Origin of the sequence: Candidatus Sphingomonas phytovorans, assembly GCA_029202385.1 — a bacterium.
In the GTDB taxonomy this organism is placed as follows: Bacteria; Pseudomonadota; Alphaproteobacteria; order Sphingomonadales; family Sphingomonadaceae; genus Sphingomonas; species Sphingomonas phytovorans.
The window spans coordinates 1,767,237-1,787,117 of record CP119314.1 but is presented as its reverse complement, the minus strand read 5'-3'; the positions used below and the strand labels follow the sequence as shown (position 1 = coordinate 1,787,117).

General features: G+C 65.1%; 15 protein-coding genes and 1 tRNA gene. 5 read left to right on the top strand and 11 right to left on the bottom strand.

Annotation, left to right across the window (positions count from 1 at the left end; genetic code table 11):
• Positions 1 to 32 precede the first annotated feature (32 nt).
• The 8 genes from P0Y59_08210 to P0Y59_08175 all read right to left on the bottom strand — a co-directional run bounded on the left by P0Y59_08210 (position 33) and on the right by P0Y59_08175 (position 11,685).
• Positions 33 to 389 (bottom strand): metalloregulator ArsR/SmtB family transcription factor, encoded by a 357-nt coding sequence (locus P0Y59_08210; GenBank protein WEK01642.1) that lies wholly within the window; start codon positions 387 to 389, stop codon positions 33 to 35.
• Positions 386 to 862: an SRPBCC family protein gene (locus tag P0Y59_08205; protein ID WEK01641.1), complete on the bottom strand. Its 477-nt coding sequence runs from the start codon at positions 860 to 862 to the stop codon at positions 386 to 388. The genes P0Y59_08210 and P0Y59_08205 overlap by 4 nt, the downstream gene beginning before the upstream one ends.
• 84 nt (positions 863 to 946) lie before the next feature.
• A complete protein-coding gene (locus P0Y59_08200; protein WEK01640.1) occupies positions 947 to 2,461 on the bottom strand; it encodes a serine hydrolase in 1,515 nt (504 codons plus the stop codon).
• Between the two features lie 78 nt (positions 2,462 to 2,539).
• Positions 2,540 to 5,281 carry a TonB-dependent receptor gene (locus tag P0Y59_08195; GenBank protein WEK01639.1) on the bottom strand — a complete coding sequence of 914 codons (2,742 nt, stop codon included), beginning with the start codon at positions 5,279 to 5,281 and terminating at the stop codon, positions 2,540 to 2,542.
• A gap of 477 nt (positions 5,282 to 5,758) precedes the next feature.
• On the bottom strand, positions 5,759 to 7,210 hold the full coding sequence (locus P0Y59_08190; protein WEK01638.1) for an NCS1 family nucleobase:cation symporter-1: 1,452 nt from the start codon (positions 7,208 to 7,210) through the stop codon (positions 5,759 to 5,761).
• A gap of 64 nt (positions 7,211 to 7,274) precedes the next feature.
• Complete coding sequence (locus P0Y59_08185; protein WEK01637.1) at positions 7,275 to 9,356, bottom strand: elongation factor G; 2,082 nt, start codon at positions 9,354 to 9,356, stop codon at positions 7,275 to 7,277.
• A gap of 198 nt (positions 9,357 to 9,554) precedes the next feature.
• A complete protein-coding gene (locus tag P0Y59_08180; protein ID WEK01636.1) occupies positions 9,555 to 10,949 on the bottom strand; it encodes an FAD-containing oxidoreductase in 1,395 nt (464 codons plus the stop codon).
• 205 nt (positions 10,950 to 11,154) lie between these two features.
• Positions 11,155 to 11,685 (bottom strand): phytanoyl-CoA dioxygenase family protein, encoded by a 531-nt coding sequence (locus P0Y59_08175; GenBank protein WEK01635.1) that lies wholly within the window; start codon positions 11,683 to 11,685, stop codon positions 11,155 to 11,157.
• A 12-nt stretch (positions 11,686 to 11,697) separates the two neighbouring features.
• On the opposite strand from P0Y59_08175, the gene P0Y59_08170 reads away from it, so the two are divergent.
• Positions 11,698 to 11,865, top strand: coding sequence for a hypothetical protein (locus P0Y59_08170; protein ID WEK01634.1), 168 nt, complete (start codon positions 11,698 to 11,700; stop codon positions 11,863 to 11,865).
• Here P0Y59_08170 and P0Y59_08165 read toward each other — a convergent pair.
• Genes P0Y59_08165 through P0Y59_08155 form a run of 3 tightly spaced genes read right to left on the bottom strand, consistent with a single transcriptional unit; the run spans position 11,823 to position 14,810 of the window.
• Complete coding sequence (locus tag P0Y59_08165) at positions 11,823 to 12,425, bottom strand: isoprenylcysteine carboxylmethyltransferase family protein (GenBank protein ID WEK01633.1); 603 nt, start codon at positions 12,423 to 12,425, stop codon at positions 11,823 to 11,825. The genes P0Y59_08170 and P0Y59_08165 overlap by 43 nt on opposite strands.
• A gap of 10 nt (positions 12,426 to 12,435) precedes the next feature.
• A complete protein-coding gene (locus P0Y59_08160; protein ID WEK01632.1) occupies positions 12,436 to 14,154 on the bottom strand; it encodes a M1 family metallopeptidase in 1,719 nt (572 codons plus the stop codon).
• A 14-nt stretch (positions 14,155 to 14,168) separates the two neighbouring features.
• Positions 14,169 to 14,810: a hypothetical protein gene (locus tag P0Y59_08155; protein WEK01631.1), complete on the bottom strand. Its 642-nt coding sequence runs from the start codon at positions 14,808 to 14,810 to the stop codon at positions 14,169 to 14,171.
• A gap of 100 nt (positions 14,811 to 14,910) precedes the next feature.
• On the opposite strand from P0Y59_08155, the gene lon reads away from it, so the two are divergent.
• The 4 genes from lon (at position 14,911) to P0Y59_08135 (ending at position 19,840) form a co-directional block, all read left to right on the top strand.
• Entirely contained in the window at positions 14,911 to 17,307 is a 2,397-nt protein-coding gene (gene lon, locus P0Y59_08150; GenBank protein WEK01630.1) for an endopeptidase La, read from the top strand.
• 158 nt (positions 17,308 to 17,465) lie between these two features.
• Positions 17,466 to 17,738 carry an HU family DNA-binding protein gene (locus tag P0Y59_08145; GenBank protein WEK01629.1) on the top strand — a complete coding sequence of 91 codons (273 nt, stop codon included), beginning with the start codon at positions 17,466 to 17,468 and terminating at the stop codon, positions 17,736 to 17,738.
• A gap of 165 nt (positions 17,739 to 17,903) precedes the next feature.
• Positions 17,904 to 17,978, top strand: a tRNA-Val gene (locus P0Y59_08140).
• 248 nt (positions 17,979 to 18,226) lie between these two features.
• On the top strand, positions 18,227 to 19,840 hold the full coding sequence (locus tag P0Y59_08135) for a hypothetical protein (protein ID WEK01628.1): 1,614 nt from the start codon (positions 18,227 to 18,229) through the stop codon (positions 19,838 to 19,840).
• Positions 19,841 to 19,881 lie beyond the last annotated feature (41 nt).

The following is a 19,881-nucleotide window of genomic DNA, read 5'->3' as shown; positions in this document are numbered from 1 at the left end:
CCCCCGGACGGCAGGGAAATCGCCGGAACGGATCAGGCCGTTTCGTCTTCGGCCAGAAAGTTGCCGAGCCGGTCGAGCCGCTTTTCCACCGGGGATCGCCGGTCGCGAATCCAGCGTTCGAGGATCGAGAAGCCGCCCGGTTCGAGCCGGCAGCTCCGCACGCGGCCGGTCTTCTCGGTACGCACCAGCCCGCATTCCTCCAGCACCTGGAGATGCTGTGCGACGGCGGTCAGGGTGATGCCGAGCGGCGCCGCCAGGTTCGAGACGGAGAGCGGCCCATCGGTCAACCGCTCGACCATCGCCTTGCGCGACGGGTCCGCGAGCGCGCGCAGGACTCGCTCGACGGTGAGCGCCGGGTCGGGGGACGCTGTCGGATCGGAAATCGTCACGCCTCCGGCAATATCGCCCCCAGCCGGTCGAACAAGACGCGCCAGCCATGCTCGCGCATTTCCGGTCCGTCCGCGCCTTCGAGGAAGACCGCCTGGTGTGTGCAGATCAGGTCGGTGCCGCTGTCGGTCGCGATCAGCTCGATCGTCAGCAGCGCAACCGAGATGGGCCTGCCGCCGAGTGTCATGGTCGCGGCGCTGACGATTCGACGGTCGGGGACGATGTTGTGGAAATATTCCTCGTTGACGAGTTCGACACCTTCGAACGGTGTGTCGGCGCCCATCCTGGCGCGCGAGATGGACCAGCCGCCGACGCGGAAGTCCATCTCGAACGCAGTGCCTTCACGACCATCGCGATCAGAATACCAGCGGCGCTTCTGATCCTCCCGGCTGAGCGCCGCGAACACGCGCTCCCTTGAGGCAGGATAGCGCCGTTCGATCACGAAGGTATTGGGAAGGACGGGTTGGGGTTCCATGGCGCCACGACTCCATCAGTGAAGTAATGGCTTCAGTATCGTTGCGCCAGGAAGATTGTCAAGTGTACGCTTCACTATTGCCCGTCACGGCTTCACGAGGTGCCAGGTCTGGTGGGGTGATGACGCGAAGGACAGGCGGGGATCGGCGGAGGAACCGTAGAATTCCAGCCGGTCATAGGGGCCACCGTCGCGCGCGCCCGTTACCCGCTCGTACAAATGCGGGCCGATCCGTTCCCAATACAGCGTTTCCTGGCTGTCCTTGGTAATCACCGTGTTCGGACCGGCCACCGACACCGTCAGGTCGCCGGCCGGATCGGCTGGCTTGCCATAGTCGCGGCGATTGGCGCGATACTGGCCGAGTGGCGGCGGCGCTTCCTCACCCGACACGCGCTGGGCGGGTTTGGCGGGGAACAGGCGGCCGATGATCGCATTGCTGAGTTCGGTGCGGGCCGGGCTGCTGTCCGGCCCGCCGGTCACTGAAACGAAGAAGCCGAAATCAGCCTCCGGCGCGAGCAGGAGATAGGAGTGGAAATCGACCGTATTCCCGCCATGGCCGATCATGCGGGGGTTCGCCTCGCGCGCGACCATGAAGCCGTGCGCCATGCCTTCGAGATGCGGCGCGTTGGCGAGGGAATTGCTCTCGAGCAGATCGACCGAGGCGGGCGAAAGGATGCGCGCGCCGCCCAGCGTTCCGCGCGCCAGCATGGCGAGCATGAACCGGGCCATGTCGGGTGCCGTTGCTGCGGCCGATCCGGCCGGCATGATGAAGCTGAAATTCTCATAGGGCTTGGCCACAAGGCGCCCATCCTTGAAGCCGTAACCCAGCGCCATATGTCCCGCCCATGCTTCGGGCAGCGGCTCGCGGAAGGTTGTCGTGTTCATGCCCAGCGGCTTGAACAGATGGCGATCGACATAGTCGGGAAAGGGCTCGTTCGAGACCCGTTCCACGATATAGCCAGCGAGCGCCGCGCCATAGTTGGAGTAGGAAATCTCGGTTCCGGGGGCCCAGAGCCGTGCCGGGATATGCTTCTTGATATAGTCGCGATAGTCGCGCGGGTGCGCCAGCAGATCCGGTTCGCCATAGCCAAGATCGCTCATGCCGGGGCTGTGCGAAAACAGGTCGCGCACGCGGATCGGCTTGCCCTCGAAGGGAGGGATCGCGAAGTCGAGATAGCGGTTCACATCGGCGTCGAGATCGACCTTGCCAAGCTCGACCTGCTGCATCAGCGCCGCCCAGGTGAGCAATTTCGACACCGAGCCGGGGCGGAACAGTGTCGATCGAGCGTCGACGGGCACGCGCCGGGCGATATCCGCATAACCATAGCCGCGCGTGAACAGCACCTTGCCCTTGTGGACGACGGTCACCACCGCGCCCGCGACCTGGCGGGTCGCGATCTGCTGCGCGACGACTCCGTCGATGAAGGTTGGAAGCGACGCCAGGCGCGCCGCGTCGATCGCGACCGGAGATGTCGCCGCACGAGGAGCGGGGGACGCAATGGCTGGGATGCCAGGCGTGCCGGCGACCGCGGCGAGGATCAGGCTCGCGGCGAGGGTATTCCGGAATGCGAGGGAGGTACCGTTCGACTTGATGAACATCATTGAGGCCTTTTTTCGAACCTGGATCCGGGGAGGAGGAAGGGCGGGTGCTTCTTTCGGCGCGACCCGCCCGTGGCAGTATCAGAAGGCTATACGGGCGCCGGCGGTGAAATAGGTGCCGACGATGTCGTGATAGGCGCTGCCCGTGGTGATCAGCGGCGGCTTCACGTCGAACAGGTTGTTGACGTTGCCGAACAGGGTGAATTTGTCGACCTTCACCTGCATGCCGAGGTCGATATAGGTCTTCGCGCCGATATGGTTGTTCACCAGGGTGGTGAGCAGGTGATTGTAGCTGCCGCCGCCGACATAGCGGGCGCGGGCGTCGACGCCGAAGGTGCGGTCCTGATAGCCGAGGCTGAAGGTGCCGCGCCAGTGCGGCACGCCGAGGCTCGCGGAATCGCCCACATCGCCGGCGGTATCGACGCGCGCCAGGCCGGTATCCTGGATGAAGGTGTCGATATAGGTTGCCAGCGCCCGCATGCGCAGCGTGCCGCCCATGGTCGAGCTGACATTGGCGAGCGGCAGCGTATAGGATGCCTCCACGTCGACGCCGCGCGTCTGGAAGGTCGCGATATTCTGTGCATTGGCAAACGCGGTCTTGAGCGTCTGGGTGACGGGATCGCGCACCAGCCGGGCGCAGGCCGACGCGCTGCCGTTCTTGCAGGCGAGAGTCAGGTTCGACGCGGTGAGCGTCGTGATCGCCCCCTCGATCTTGATGTCGTAATAGTCGACGGAGAGGTTGAACCCCTTGAAGAAGGACGGCGAGAAGGTGGCGCCGGCGGTGAAGGTGCTGCTGATCTCGGGCACGAGATTCGGGTTGCCGCCGCTGAACGTCGTCACCTCGGCCGGGGTGTTGGTATAGCCTGGGATGACGCCGAGGCGGCCCGCCGTATCGAGGTCGACCTGCGGGCCGATGTTGATCCGCTGGGTCGCGAACAGCTCAGTGATATTCGCTGACCTGATGTCGCGCGACCGGGTGACGCGGAGCAGCACGTCGTTGAACAGGCGGGCGGTGCCGCCTAGCTTCCAGGCCCAGATGCCCCCACTCGTGCTGTAATGGGAATAGCGGGCGGCGGCGTTGAAATCGACCTTTGCCACGTCTTTCGCATCAAGCAGCGGCAGTGCTGCCTCGGCAAAGCCTTCCTTGACGTTGAACCCGCCGTTGAGATCACTACTGTAGACATTGGGCGCGAAGGCGCCGGCCCGGCTCAGTGCGCCGCGCGACTGGGTCTGCTCCTCCCAGCGCGCTTCAGCGCCGACCGCGACGGTCAGCGGGCCGGCCCAGAGGTTAAACAGGTCACCCTGAAGCGAAGCGCCCGCTGAATCGAGCTTGGAGGTGGTCAGCGACTGCTGGGTGCCCGTCACATAATCGTGCGCCGCCTTGGAGATGTTGTTCTCACCGAACGGGTTGATCGGCGCGCAGGCCGGATCGTCGTTCGTGCTGATCGCGTCGGCATTCACCGCACAGACGATCTGGCCGCTCGTGTTGGTCGCCGCATTGATCGCCTTGGCGAAGTTGGCGGTGATGATCGAGTTCTTGAGCTGGGCGTTCTGGAACAGCTCACCATGGCTGAAATGCGCATGGTATTTCCAGCCATTGCCGAACTTCCCGTCGATGCCGATCGCGCCTTCCTTGCTCTCGCGCATCGAATCGAACACCCAGGTGAACGAATCCTTGAAGATGCGGCCGAAGGTGAAGCTGTTTTCGCCGGCATTCGCCAGGCGGGTACGGATTGACTGCGACAGGAACGGATTGGTGGCGCTGATCGTCAGAATCTGCTGCCCGAGATCGGGGAAGAAGGGATAGTTGGTCGACGCCCGGCCGTAGCTCCCGTCGACCCAGAGCGTTGCGCCGCCCACATCGTAGCTGAGGCGACCATAGACGTTCACGCGTCTGAACGGTGTCGCGGCGTAGATGTCGTCATAGAGGTTGACTGCGTCAGCTCCCCCAACGCCGAGGGCGTTCGGACCCGACCAGGCGCGCAGCGATCCGTCCTGATTGAAGGTTTGCCCGCGCAGCACGCCGGTCGTGATGACGCCGGCATGGCTGCGGTCGGTATAGTTCACGTCCTCGACCAGTTGCGTGACTCCGGGCCTGATCGTGACGATGCCGGGGCTGTTGAGGTTCTGGCGACTGTGGCGATCAGGGATACCCTTGTCGTCGAGATATTCGGCGCCGATCATGAAATGTCCGTTGCCGCCAGCGAAATGCGTGCCGAAGCTGCCGTCGAAGCCGTAACGCTGGCCATCGCCGCGCGACGAGACGCCCGACTGGGCGCCGAGCGTGATGCCCTCCAGCTTGTCTTTCAGGATGATGTTCACCACGCCGGCGACGGCGCCCGATCCCCAGGCCGCCGAAGCGCCGCCGGTGACGACCTCAAGCCGCTCCACTAGGCCGATCGGCACGAAGTTCAGGTTGTTCTCGCCGACGAAACGCCGGCCGTTGAGCAGGGTGAGGGTGCGGGCCTGGCCGAGCCCACGCAGATCGACGGGAGCGGCGCCGCTGCCGGTGGTGTTGCCGATGCTGGTCGCGGGGGTGGTAGTTGGCCTGAACTGCGGCTGGTCGTTGAGGACCTGGGAAAGATTGGCGCGCGCGCCCTGGCGGATCTCCGCCGCCCCGACGACCGTCGTCGGCGTGGGCTGGTCGAAGCCGGCGCGTTCGATGCGCGATCCGGTGACGACGATGTCGTCGCTCGTGGCCTCCGCATCAGCTTCTGCGGTATTTGCGGGAACAGTCTGGGCGAGGGCGGTGCTTGCATGGGCCAGAGCGATGGCGAGCGCGATGATGCTGCCGCTCCGTGACGCGTTTCCGAACTTCGACATTCTTAACTCCCTGAAAATATTATTTTTATTGCCCTTTTCAGCTTTGGTCTCACTGATCCGAATCACTCGGTCACGGCCGCTGATGTCCTCAAAGTGACAGATTCTCTGATTAGGACAAGAATTTTACTAGAGGGACGGGATTAACTCGGCCTGGGCGTGGTCGCGGTGCCACCGTACGGAGACCTGATGCCTCCGGCCGGGACAGCGCGTAGGCCAGAACGGCGAGCGTTGATCCGAGCCACCCCCGGGGTCGCACCAAACGGCCATCGAGTCTGCCGACGACGCTTGAGACCGCCTGTCGGGGCAGGTGTTTCCCACACACTTGTACCTCGATACGGGCCCTCGATACGGCTTCGCCACTCGGTCCTCGGCACGAACGGAGAGGAGGCGTCGATTTCAGACGCAATGCTACAGCCATTCGATAGCCATTCGATTTTCCGAATGGGATGCAGATATCCCGTTGGAGACCGACTGTTGTCAGTCCCGGGCGTGTCGCATCAGGCCAGCATAGGTTGTCAGCGCCAGGAACAGGCCGATGAACCAGGCATAGGCATAGAGGCTCGTCCAGAAGCCGCCGATCCACCCGAACGGACCGGGCAGCGCCGTCGCGAGGAAGCCGGGCAGATTGGGCAGAACGCCGATCGCGAAGGCGAGCAATGCTATCGCGTTCCATCCGCCGGCATAAGCGTAGCGGCCGTCCTCGCGATACAGGTCCTCGACGTCGAGCCGGGTCCGCCGGATCAGCCAATAGTCGGCGATCAGGATGCCGGCGATCGGGCCGAGCAGGGCGCTGTAGCCGGTCAGCCAGACGAAGATGTACCCGCCGGTCGTCGCGAGCAGTTTCCACGGCATGATGAGGATGCCGATCACCGCGGTGATCAGCCCGCCCGTCCGGTAGGAGATGCGGCCGGGCGCGAGCGACGAGAAATCATAGGCGGCGCCCACGAGGTTCGCGGCGATGTTGCAGGAGATGGTGTCGATCGTGATGACAACCAGCCCGAGCAGCACCAGCGGCCCGGCTAGCGTGCCCGACAGCGCAACGGGATCCCAGATCGCATGGCCATAAATCACCACGGTCGCCGAGGTGGTGATGACGCTGGCGAGGGCGATCAAGCCCATGCCCGGGGGCAGGCCGATCGCCTGGCCGATGATCTGGTCGCGCTGGCTTTTGGCAAAGCGCGTGAAATCAGGGATGTTGAGCGCGAGCGTTCCCCAGAAGCCGATCATCGCGGTCAGCGATGGCCAGAAGACCAACCAGAACTGCCCCTCGCGCGCGCCGCCCGGGACGAAGGCGGAAGGACTGGCGAAGATCGGTCCGAGCCCGCCTGCGCTGTCCACCGCCCACCAGACCAGGGCGATACAGACGAGGATTTTCACCGGCGCGGTCCAGGTCTCGAGCCGCCGGATCGTCGTCAGCCCCTTGCGCACGAAAAAGAGCTGCACCGCCCAGAAGGTGGCGAAGGCAAGCATCTGCCCGATGCCGATATCGAGGATCGGCACGATCGGCCCTTTCAGGCTGTGGCCGGCGAGGACACCGAGCAGGGTCAGCAGCGCTTCGCCCCCGATCCAGGTCTGGATACCGAACCAGCCACAGGCGACCAGCGCCCGTGCAACCGCCGGCAGACGGGCGCCGCGCGTGCCGAACGACGCACGGGCCAGCACCGCATAGGGGACACCGTGGCGCGCGCCGGCATGGCCGATGAGCAGCAGAGGCACGAGGACCACCATATTGCCGAGCAGCACCGTCAGCGCAGCCTGCCCGGCCGACATACCCTGTTCGATCAGCCCGGAGGCGAGCATCCAGCTCGGCACCGCAACGATCATCCCGATCCACAAGGCGGCGAAATGGTACCAGCGCCAGGTGCGCTGCCCGGCGTCAGTCGGCGCCAGGTCGCGATTCCAGAGCGTGTCCTTGGCTCGATCGGTCATGCGCGTCCCCCGTGGCGGGAGTTGGCCGCAATTCGGGCGGCGGCGCAAGGGCTCGCGGCGGCGATCAGGCCGGCTGGTGCATCTGCTGGACGATCCCGTCAGCAAGCTTTCCGGCGACCTGCGCGAGATGGTCGAACCGCGCATCGTGGCGCGCCATGCCCTGGCTGAGGGAGCGCAGCTCCGCCTCCAGATCGTGCAGTTCGGCCTCGGGCAGCAACGCCTCGATACTGTCCCAGCGCGACCATCCCGGCAGCGGCGTCACGCCGAGCATCTGGCCTCGTCGGCCGGCAATGGCCGAGGTGACGCGCGAGGTGGCGCTGCCTGGCGTGCGGATCGCCACATGCGCGATCGGTTCGAGAAGATAGGGCGAGGCTGCGGCCAATGCCTCGGCCATGGCGATCCGCCCGGCAGTCCGGAAGGCCAGCTCGGAACTGTCGACCGAATGGAAGGAGCCGTCGACCAGCGCTACCGCGACATCCACCACCTGCATGCCGAGCGGGCCCTTCAACATCGCGTCGAGCACGCCCTGCTCGACCGCAGGAATCCATTGGCGCGGGATCGCGCCGCCAGTGATGCGGTCTTCGAAACGGAAGCCTTCGCCGCGTTCGAGCGGACGGATGTCGATCACGACGTCGCCGAACTGGCCGTGGCCGCCCGACTGTTTCTTGTGTCGGCCGCGCTGGCTTGCGGGTTTCCGGATCGTTTCCTTGTACGCGACCGCCGGCGCACGTGCGGTCACCCCGACGCCGTAACGCCGCTTCAGCCGGTCGAGGGCGACGGCGAGATGCTCGTCGCTCAGGCCGTGCAGCAGAGTCTCGCGCGAACCTTCATCCTGGCCCCAGCGCAGCCCGGGATCTTCCTCGACCAGCCGGTTCAGCGAGGTCGACAGACGCACCTCGTCCTTGTGGTCCCTGACGGCGATCGCCAGCGCATAATTGGCCAATGGCCATGGGGATGGCGCGGCGCGCAGGGCGGGGCGGGAGGTCACGCCGACCAGATCTCCGGCGCGCGTCGCCTCGACCTTGGCGATGCCGACAATCTCGCCGGGCTCGGCGCGCTGGATCCTTGTCGCCGCGCCGCCCTGGAGCGCGAACAGCGCGCCGGCGCGCATCGCCTCGCCATCGGCGCCGATCAGGTCGGCGCCTTCAGTCAGCGCGCCGCCGAAGATACGCGCGATCGCCAGCCGCCCGACCGTGCTGCCGTGCGATATCTTGAGGATCTCTACCGCCATACCGTCGATACCAAGCCGGGCGGCGGTCTGGGCCGCGAGGGGCGTATCATGGCGCAGCATCTTGAGCAGGCGGCGAATGCCGAAGCCGTTGAGCGCTGAACCGAACAGGACCGGCACGACCAGCCCAGCCGCAGTCTCCCGCGCGAGATCGCCGAAAATCGTGTCGAGGCTGGGCACCTCGTCCGACAGGAGCTGTTCGAGCAGCGTATCGTCATGGTCGGCAAGCTGTTCAAGCATATGGAAGCGCGCCGCCGCTTCGTCCTCCTTGAGATGCGCGGCCAGTGGGACCTGCTGGGAGCGCTGGTTGGCCTGGTAATGATAGGCCCGTTCCAATGCGAGATCGACGAAGCCGGCCGTCCGCTCCCCGGCGCGGATCGGGATCTGGCGCGCGACCAGCGCCGCCGCGCTCATCGGCTGGAGCGCTGCGAGCAGATCCTCTATGCTGCCCCGCGCCTGGTCGATCTTGTTGACGAACACGGCATGGGGCAGGCCGATCGCCTCGAGCCGCCGCAGCGTGGGCTCGACCAGCGGCGCACGGGCAGGGTCGGGATCGATCACCACCAGTGCAAGGTCAGCGGTGGAGAGGGCCATCTCCATATCCGTCGCGAAGGCGGGCGAGCCGGGCGCATCGGCCAGCAAATAGCGATCGCCCATCCAGTCGAGCCGCAGGAGGTTGAGTTCGGTCGAGCCACCCCGCGCCCGGGCCTCGGGACTGGCATCGCCGACGCAACTGCCAGCATCGACCGAGCCAAGTCGCGGGACGGTGCCGGCCGCGTGCAACAGAGCCTCCCCGAGACTGGTCTTGCCTGCCCCGGCGGGGCCAACGAGCGCGATCATTCTCGCGCCTTTGCGGATCTTGTCCACTCCTGCTCTCCTCGTTCCTGCCGGCTGTTCCAGGAGAAGGCCGGTCGTCATCCGGAGTCGCAAGGGTCTGCCCATCGGGACGGGATGGCAAGCCGTTAGCGCATCCGTGCTTCCGCCCCGGAAAGGAACACTCAATGGTGGTGCGGGATCAGCCCGATCTTCAGGCGCGCCTCGTATCCGTTCGCACTCGGCATCACACTCGGTCGATCGTCACCCTGTGGTCGCGGCATGCGAACATCGGCGAGGCTCCTAGGCTGGAGGCTCTTGCGCGCTGGCCGGTTTCAGGTCGAGCAGCATGGTCGGAATGAGTTCGGAAACGGTCGGGTGGACTGGGACCGCCCAGCGTAGCGCGGCGATCGGCTGATCGGCGCTCATCGCGTCGAGAATCCCGTGTATAGCCTCGTCACCGCCGGTGCCGAGGAACGTCGCGCCCAGAATGCGTTGCGTATCGGCGTCAGCGACGATCTTCATGAAGCCGCTTGTCTCGCCCTTCTCGATCGCCCGGCCGACCCGGGTCATCGGCCGCTTCGAGACCAGGATTCTGCGGCCCGACGCGATCGCTTCTGCCTCGGTGATGCCGGCGCGGCCGAGCGGCGGATCGGTGTACAGGGCATAGCCCGGGACACGCTGGCTCACCCTGCGATCCTCGCCGTCGAGGAGGTTCGCAGCGACGATCTCGAAATCATTATAGGCGGTATGGGTGAAGGCGCCGTGGCCGTTGCAGTCGCCTAGCGCCCAGATGCCGGGGGCGTTGGTCTGCAACCTGTCGTCGACCTGGACATAGCCGCGCGCGTCAGTCGCCACGCCGGCGCGGTCGAGCCCGAGATCGTCCGTATTGGGCCGCCGCCCGGTCGCGAGCAGCACATGGCTGCCGATCACGACCGGCGCGCCGGCCTGGCAGTCGACCGATACCGCGATGCCCTTCTCATGGGGCCTGAAACCGATGCAATTGGCGTCGGTGCGGATCGCGATCCCCTCATCCTCCAATATCTCGCGGATGGCGGTTGAGATGTCGGTATCCTCGCGCGAGATCAGGCGGCCGGCCCGCTCCACGATCGTCACCTCGGCACCGAAGCGCCGATAGACCTGGGCGAATTCGAGGCCGATATAGCTGCCGCCGACCACGACGAGATGCCGCGGCAGCGTGTCGAGCGCGACCATGCTCGTGTTATCGAGCCACGGCACCTCATCGACGCCCGGCATGTCCGGCACCGATGCTCGTCCGCCGACGTTCAGGAAGATGCGTGGCGCGGTCAGTTCCTCGTCGTCCACCGCGATGGCCTTCGGGCCAGTGAAGCGGGCATGGCCGCGCAGGAAGGTAAGCCCTGCCATGCCTTCGAGCCAGCGTTCATTGTTGCCCCGCGCCCGCATCGTCACCCCATGGGCACGCGCCGCGACCGCCTTCATATCGACGGATATCGGCCCGGCATGCACCCCGAAGTCAGCCGCGCGGCGGGCGAGGTGGGCTGCATAAGCGCTGGCGACCAACGTCTTGGTCGGCATGCAGCCGGTGTTCACGCAGGTGCCGCCGACCAGATGCCGCTCGACCAGCGCCACCGTCATGCCCGCGCCGGTCAGTCGCCCCGCCAGCGGCGGTCCGGCCTGCCCGGCGCCGATGATGATCGCGTCGAAAGAGCGAGTCACGGGATCACGACGACAGGGCGAGCATGGCAGTCCCCTCAGGGCATGAATGGCATCAGTGCCACTTCATGCCTCAATTCGAGAGGCAGGAGAATGGGCGCGGCAGAATGGCTTTCACGCCGTCGCGAAACGCTTGTCCCTTGATACGCCATCTCGACAGGCTCGACGGCCACTCGGGACGAACGGATCGGATTTTACCCGCGACGATTTAGATACCAAACCACGCCAGGCCGCCCGGCAGTGCCTCCGCGGCATAGTCGACGTGCAGGACCCGCCGCCGTACCGGCACGCTCGCGGCGTTCGAGGCATGGAGGATCGGGGTCGCGTAGAGCCAGACGTCGCCCGCCTCGGCTAGGCAGGTCGCAATGCCGCATCTTGCCACGACCGCGTCGATATCCGTTTCCGCGACCCGGCCGAACCGGTGGGACCCGGGCGCGACCAGTAGCGGCGCATTTTCAGGCCCGACGGGATCGAGGTGAATCCTGACCGTCACCATCCTCGCCAGCAACTCGAAGGGCGGGGCGACATGGAGCAGGCCGGCCTTGACCGTCCACGGGCCGAAGCCAGGCACATCACGGCGCTCCGCGACAACGATAGCGCGATCCTGATGCCAGCCGAGCGACCAGTTTGCCGTCTCGGTCTTGTCGAACAGGATCGCGCGGACCGGACGGGCGTTCGCTCCGATCGCGCCAGTTGCGATCGTGCCGATCTGGCTTTCCGCTGCCAGCAGGGGCCGCAACTCCTCGATCCCGTGAAGGCGGATACCGGCGCGGTCGGGTTCGAGATGCGAGAGGATCGCCTCGATTTCCGGCAGCTGGTCGATGGCGACCGCCTGATGGAGCTGCGCGCCGTCGCGCTCGAACGTCAGCGTTTCGGTCAGAAAACCCCCGGTACGAAGCGTTTCACCCTTGCTGCATAGGCGTCATAGTCAGCGCCGAACCGGTCGCGCAGCAAGCGTTCCTCATGCCGTGCCCGCAGCCAGGTCGCGACGGCATAGACCGGCACCGCGAGGATCAGGTTGCGTGTATGGCCATATGCGATCGCCATCCCGACCATGAACAGGAACAAGGCGACATAGATCGGATGGCGCACCACGGCGAAGGGACCGGTCTGGACGAGTTGGTGATCTTCGCGGGTGCGGGCGACCAGGCTCCAGTTCTTGCCCATCGTCCGTGACGATGAAACGAACAGCCCCACGGCGCCGAGGACCAGAAGCAGCGCCGCGAGCCCCTCCACGATTGCCTTGAGCGACATCGGGTCGAGCGAGGCGTCGATCCGGCCATATCCGGCAATGGCCAGGCCGAGGCCCTGCACGACGATCCATATCCAGGAGGCGCGATTGCTGCTGGCGTCGGCTACCCTGGCGACCCTGGTCGCGCGGTAGCGCGCCGCCATCAAGGCGAGGAAGAACGCGACGAGGCCCACGGCCATGGCGGCGAGGCCGGGCAGCCCTACGGGATCGCTATGGAACAAGGGCATGATGCTTGTCCTAATATTTCGACTTGGGCGGCCTGGCCTTCCACGCCTTGTATTCCTCGAGCGCCTTCGACCGTTTGAGGATTCGGCTGGCCGGATCGATCACGACATGGGCGTCGGGGCCCACCGCGATCGTACCGCGCCCACCGGTCATCGCAATCCGCTCGACCTTGCCGTCGACCTGCGCCTCGACAGGCATGGGGAAGGGCAGGCCATCCGGGGCCTTCCAGCTGAGGTTCAGGCTATTGCCGTCGCGCGTTTCGACGAGTTCGGGGAGGGCTGCCTTGCGCAGATAGACGTCGAAGAACCAGCCATAATCCTTGCCGGTCACCTGCTTCACAAAGCCTTCATACTCCATCGTCGAGCCGAAGCGTGGCGAGAAATTGCCCGGCTTCGGATCGAGCCGGCCATAGACGGCCAGTCGAGTCACGTCGCGAAAGGCGGCGTCGCCGATCAGGTTCCGCAGGGTGTGGAGCATCCACGAGCCCTTGTAGTAGATGTCCTGGCCCGGCCCGCCCTTGCTGATCTCATAGACCTCTTCCTCGGTGCGGATTCTGCCCGCGATCAGCGGCTGGAGGTTGGCGATCCTGTTGCGCTCGTCGTCGAGCATCGTCGCGTACCGCGCGGTACCTTCGCGCCACAGTCCATACCAGGGCTGCATATAGGTGCCGTAGCCCTCGTGGAGCCAGTAATCGTCCCAGTTGGCGGCCGTCAGCTGGTTGCCGAAATATTCATGGGCGAATTCATGCTGGAACAGCCAGTCGAAGCCTTCGGGCGCCTTGGCATATTCATTGCCATAGGCGTTGATCGTCTGGTGTTCCATGCCCTTGTGCGGCGTCTCGACCACGCCGAGCTTCTCGTCGCCGAACGGGTAGGGGCCGATCTCCCTTTCGAAGAAATCCAGCGTTGGCGCGAACTCGGCGAACAGCGCCTTCGCCTTGGCTTCCTCGCCCGGCAGATACCAGTAGAACATCGGGATCTCGTTGCCGAAACGGCTCTTGTAGGTCCCCGAAATCTCCTCATAGGGCCCGACGTTGAGCGCGATGCCGTAGGTGTTGGGCTGGCGTGCACTCCAGTGCCACGTCGTGCGCCCGTCGGGCAGGGTATCGACCCCGATCAGCTTGCCGTTGGAGGGCGCCTTCAGACCCTTCGGCACGGTGATATGGAGCGTCACGCGCTCGGGCTCGCCGGTCGGGAAATCGAGGCACGGCCAGAACAGGTCGCAGCCATAACCCTCCGCCGTCGTCGCGAACCAGGTCTTGCCGTCGGGCGTCTTCGCCCAGACCACGCCGTCGTCCCATGGCGCGTTCGCCGCGACGTGCGGGGTGCCGCCATAGGTGATCGCCGCGGTCACGCTTTCGCCCGCGGCGACAGTCCTGGGGAGCTTGATCGTCAGCCGTCCGTCCGGGTCGGAAAAGTCGCCTTCGGGGATGGGCTTGCCGTCGATCGATACGGCGCCCGGCGCGAGATTCCTGTCGAGGTCGATCAGCAGCCGGGTCAGCGGGGCCTTCGCGGTGAAGGTCAAGGTGGCGAGGCCGCGCAGTTCGTGCGTTTCGGGCAGCACCTCGAATGCGAGGTCGGCATGGTCGAAGCGCAGGCTGGCCTGGTCGGGATTGATCGGGCCGCCCGATCGCTGAGTCTGCTCGGTGATCGGCGGCTCGCCCTTCCTGGGCGGGGCGGCAGCGGCGGTCAGCGAGAGCGCGGCAAGGGCCAGGGCGGGCTTCAGCAGCATCGGATAGTCAAACCTCAACGGAGATCGACCGAGAAATGGTCGATGGAAAGAGAGAAGAAGGGCCGGTTGTCCCGGGCGATCGCCAGCCGTTGCGGCCAGCGCACGCCCTTGTCGGCCACTGTGCCGGCAAAGCCGAGATACTCGTGGACCGGCTTGCCTTCCGTGCCCGGATCGTCCGGCGGCGAAAGGATATAGTCGGCGGACAGCATCCGTCCGTCCTTCTCCAGCCGGACGTCGATCGACGGAAAGCCGGGGCGGGTTCCCCGCAATGCCCCGCGCGGCAGCGCTTCCCATCGAGCGCCTGCCATCAGCATATAGCCATAGGCGCCGAACTGCTGGCGTTCGTTGAGCGTGGCGAGGGGGGACAGCGCCGACTGCTTTCCTTCTATCACCGCGAAGCCGCGATCGCCCTCGATCATCAGCGTCCGCATCGCGCTTCGCCCGTCGCTTAGCAGCCAGCTGTCCGATCGGGCGCGCACGAAAGGCTCCAGATGAGTCTCCATCCCCAGCTCGACCGTCTTGCCGCCGACATGGAGTTTCCCCGTGCCGATCCAGCGGATCGCCCGCACCCGCTCGATCAGGCCGCGGCCTCCGATCGCTGCCATTGCGCGCTCGACCGGGTCGGCGGGCAAGGCGGCTGCGGGCAGGGCGAGCATGGCGCCCGCGCCGGCAAAAAACGTTCGACGATTGATGGATTGGTCACCAGCACCATATAAGGAAGAACTGGCGCCTCGTTCAGGCGCTGCCGGAGTATTCATGACCCAATCCTACCCCGTCCTGCCGCTTCGCGATATCGTCGTTTTCCCGCACATGATCGTGCCGTTGTTCGTTGGTCGCGACAAGTCGGTCGCCGCTCTCGAAGCTGCCATGGCCGCCGACAAGGAAATCTTTCTCGTCGCCCAGCTCGATCCTGCCGAAGACGATCCCGACCGCGAGGATCTCTACGATATCGGCGTCACCGCCACCGTGCTTCAACTGCTCAAGCTGCCGGACGGCACCGTGCGCGTGCTCGTAGAGGGCAAGGTTCGCGCCGCGCTGGACACGCTGTCGACGACCGACACCTATCTCACCGCGACCGTGGGGCCCGTCGAGGAAGCCGTTGCCGAGGGCAATGAAGTCTCGGCGCTGATGCGGTCGGTGGTCGACCAGTTCGAGAATTATGCGAAGCTCAACCGCAAGCTGCCGGCCGAGACCGCCGTCCAGCTCGGCGAGATCGAGGATGCGTCGCGCCTGGCCGATGCGGTGGCCGCGAACATTTCGGTAAAGGTGTCCGAGAAGCAGTCGCTGCTGGTCGAATCCGACCCGACCAAGCGGCTCGAGATGACGTTCGCCTTCATGGAAGGCGAGCTCGGCGTCCTGCAGGTCGAGAAGAAGATCAAGAGCCGGGTCAAGCGCCAGATGGAAAAGACCCAGCGCGAATATTATCTCAACGAGCAGCTCAAGGCGATCCAGCGCGAGCTGGGCAATGAGGGCGAGGAAGGCGAGGGCGACGAGATCGCCGAGCTGACCCAGAAGATCGCGACTCTGAAGCTCTCGAAGGAAGCCCGCACCAAGGCGACCGCCGAGCTGAAGAAGATGAAGACGATGGCGCCGATGTCGGCCGAGGCGACCGTCGTGCGCAATTATCTCGACGTGCTGCTCGGCATGCCCTGGGGCAAGAAATCCAAGATCAAGAAGGACATCTCAGCCGCGCAGGCTGTGCTGGACGAGGATCATTACGCGCTCGAGAAGGTCAAGGACCGGATCGTTGAATATCTCGCGGTCCAGGCGCGCACCAACAAGCTGAAGGGGCCGATCCTGTGCCTCGTCGGCCCTCCCGGCGTGGGCAAGACCTCGCTGGGCAAGTCGATCGCCAAGGCTACCGGCCGCGAGTTCATTCGCCAGTCATTGGGCGGCGTGCGCGACGAAGCAGAGATCCGCGGCCATCGCCGCACCTATATCGGCTCGCTGCCGGGCAAGATCGTGACCAACCTGAAAAAGGCCGGCACGTCGAACCCGCTGTTCCTGCTCGACGAGATCGACAAGCTCGGCCAGGATTTCCGCGGCGATCCAGCCTCGGCGCTGCTCGAGGTGCTCGATCCGGAGCAGAACTCGAAGTTCCAGGACCATTATCTCGAGATCGACATCGACCTGTCGGACGTCATGTTCGTGACGACCGCGAACACGCTCAACCTGCCGCAGCCGCTGCTCGACCGCATGGAGATCATCCGGCTCGAAGGCTATACCGAGGACGAGAAGGTCGAGATCGCCGAACGGCACCTGGTCGCCAAGCAGATCGAGGCACATGGGCTGAAGGAGGGCGAGTTCACCCTCACCACCGAAGGCCTGCGCGCGCTGATCCAATATTATACGCGTGAGGCGGGCGTCCGCACGCTTGAGCGCGAGATCGCGAAGCTGGCACGCAAGGCGCTGCGCCAGATCCTTGAAGGCAAGGTAACGAGCGTGACGATCACGCCCGACAACATCGCCGAGTTCGCCGGGGTGAAGAAATATCGCCACGGCCTGGGCGAGGAGGAGAACCAGGTCGGTGCCGTCACTGGCCTGGCCTGGACCGAGGTGGGTGGCGAACTGCTGACGATCGAGAGCGTGACCGTGCCCGGCAAGGGATCGGCCAAGGTGACCGGCAAGCTCGGCGATGTGATGAAGGAGTCGATCGAGACTGCCTTCAGCTTCATCAAGGCGCGATCGCCATCCTACGGCATCAAGCCGAGCGTGTTCGCGCGCAAGGATGTGCATATCCATCTGCCCGAGGGTGCCGTTCCCAAGGACGGTCCGTCGGCGGGCATCGGTATCGTCACCGCGATCATCTCCACGCTGACCGGCGTAGCGGTTCGCCGCGACATCGCGATGACCGGCGAGGTGACCTTGCGCGGCCGTGTCCTGCCGATCGGCGGCCTGAAGGAGAAGCTGCTCGCGGCATTGCGCGGCGGTATCACCACCGTGCTGATCCCGCAGGAGAATGAGAAGGACCTGGCCGAGATTCCGGCGAACATCCGCGAGGGGTTGACGATCATTCCCGTGGCGCATGTCGACGAGGTGCTGCGGCTCGCGTTGACCGGCCCGCTGACCGCGATCGACTGGACCGAAGCTGACGATCTTGCTGCCCAGCCGCCGGCCGGGGTGGCGCCGATCGGCGGCGAACTCCATCATTAATCAATATGTCAAGCAAAGCGGCCTGAATTTCGCTCCCTTAGGCGAAATTTTAGGTCGTTTTGCTTTGACAGCCCCGTTTCGACCCGTCTTACTGTACCACCGGCTTCGCGCCGCGACTCATTCACATTGTATCATTTCAAGACGGGGGTTCTTTCGGCATGAACAAGCAGGAATTGATCGGATCGGTCGCCGACGCGTCCGGACTGGGCAAGGGCGATGCCAGCAAGGCGGTCGAGGCCGTGTTCGATGCGATTTCGGCAGCGCTGAAAAAGGGCGATGAGGTTCGTCTGGTCGGATTTGGCACCTTTTCGGTCAGCAAGCGCAAGGCATCGACGGGCCGCAACCCGCGTACCGGCGAGCCGATGACGATCAAGGCGTCGTCGCAGCCCAAGTTCAAGGCGGGCAAGGGTCTGAAGGATTCAGTCAACTGATCGGCAAATGATATGGGCGCCGGGGCTGGACAAGCCGCGGCCCCTTTTCTAAGGCGATCACATCAGGGGCGGCGGCGACGCCGCCCTATTCCGTTGACGGGAACGTCGGCGAAGACATTGCGGAGGGTTGTGGTCCTTTTCGAAGGACGTCGGCCGGATCGCGATGGGCGCGTAGCTCAGCGGTAGAGCACACCCTTCACACGGGTGGGGTCACAGGTTCAATCCCTGTCGCGCCCACCATCTTTCGAGCCCGCCGGCCGCGATGCGACTGGCGGGTTCTTCGATTCCGGCGATCGGCAATCCTCAAAATGTCATCGAACTGCAATGTTCGTCATCAATCTGAAATTTAACTGTCATCACAGAGTCTTCAAATCCGCACTGTGGAGTCATGCGCCGTCCCTAGCGGAGGCTTCGTGGTCGGCAGGGGGAACACCGAGTCGATCCGGGGGGCATGTCTGCTCCCGCTCACAGATCGAACGGAGACCTTCATGGCCAGCTTCAAGCGCTTCAGTCTTGTCCTCATTAGCAGCACGGCTCTCCTCGCACTGAGCGGTTGCGACGGCGCTAATGGTGTCGCTTCGCCCGGCGCGGGCACGGTCGTGATCAATCCCCCGGCACCCGCGCCGTCGCCGACGCCAACGCCGACCCCGTCGCCGATCACTGCCGCGCAGTTCGCCGCGGTTACCACGGTCAACAGCATTTCGATCACCGCCGACGAGCAGCTTGCACTCGTCAACGCGGGCACCAACAACAACGTCAACGGCACGAAGGCGATGCTGAACGGTGTCTATCCGACCACCGCCGCATCGCTCGCGACTGCGGTCGATCCTTCGACGATCAACAGCTTCTTCAGCAGCACCAACTATGTGGGCGCGTTGAACGGTCCGACCGACACAGCTTTCCAGGGCTGGACCTGCAACTCGACCACCGCGGAATTCGGCGGCAGCGGCGCAGCCTGCACCTCGGTTCCGGCGGTCGGTACAGGTGGTTCGGCGGCTGCTTGCCCGACCGGCACGATCGACGACGGCCTTGTGCAGACATTCCGCGCCTGCCGCCTGCCGGCGCTCATCACCGGCACGCTGAACCTGCCGAAGATTGCCGGCGTGTTCTATCGCCTGCGCGGCCAGACCGAGGTGGGCACCGATGTCGGCACGACCGGCGCCGATTCCGGCGCGGTACTGAATATCTCGGCCGGTGTCGTGATCGCCGCGGATTCGTCCGAAGCGACCAACGATCTGCTGCTGGTGAATCGCGGTGCCAAGATCAATGCGGTGGGCACGGTTTCCGCGCCGATCATTTTCACCTCGCAGCAGAACCTCGCCGCCAACGGCGTCAGCGATGCGTCGCAGGGCCAGTGGGGTGGCATCATCCTGCTCGGCCGTGCGCCGACCGCGGTGTGCGCGACCGGTACCGGTCCGAACAACGCAGCGGGCAGCAGCGCGACCTGCCAGCTGGCGATCGAGGGCGTGACCGGCCGTTTCTACGGCGGCCCGACCGCAGCCGACAGCAGCGGCACGATGCAGTATGTGCAGATCCGTTACAGCGGCATCGCGATCTCGGATGGCAACGAGCTTCAGGGGCTGACCCTGGGCGGCACCGGGTCGGGCACCGTGATCGATCACGTCCAGAGCCACAATTCGGCGGATGACGGCATCGAGATCTTCGGCGGCACGACGAATCTCAAATACATCGCCATCACCGGTGCCGACGATGACGGGTTCGACATCGACAATGGCTATCGCGGCTACATCCAGTTCATGATTGCCGCGCAGCGTGTGCTCGGTGCCACGGCTGACTCCTTCTCGACCGAGATCGATTCGAACAACGCCGAGGACCTGCTGCCGCGCACCTTCGGCCGTTATGCGAACTTCACCTTCATCCAGCGCGCGCTGGCGCCGGCTGCGATCCGTCTCCGTGGTGGCGCCGACATGACGTTCGTCAACGGCATCGTGACGGCGCCGTCGAACGTCGCGTGCCTCAACATCATCGCAGGCGAGCAGACCGCGGGCGGCCGCACGACCATCCGTCCGGCGGACGCTGCGCTGCAGGATGTCGGCCCGCCGGTGTTCAACTCGGTCTATTTCGCCTGCCAGGGCCGTTGAGCCCCGGCAGCGATCCAACGAGCATTGATGCCGGGGCGGCC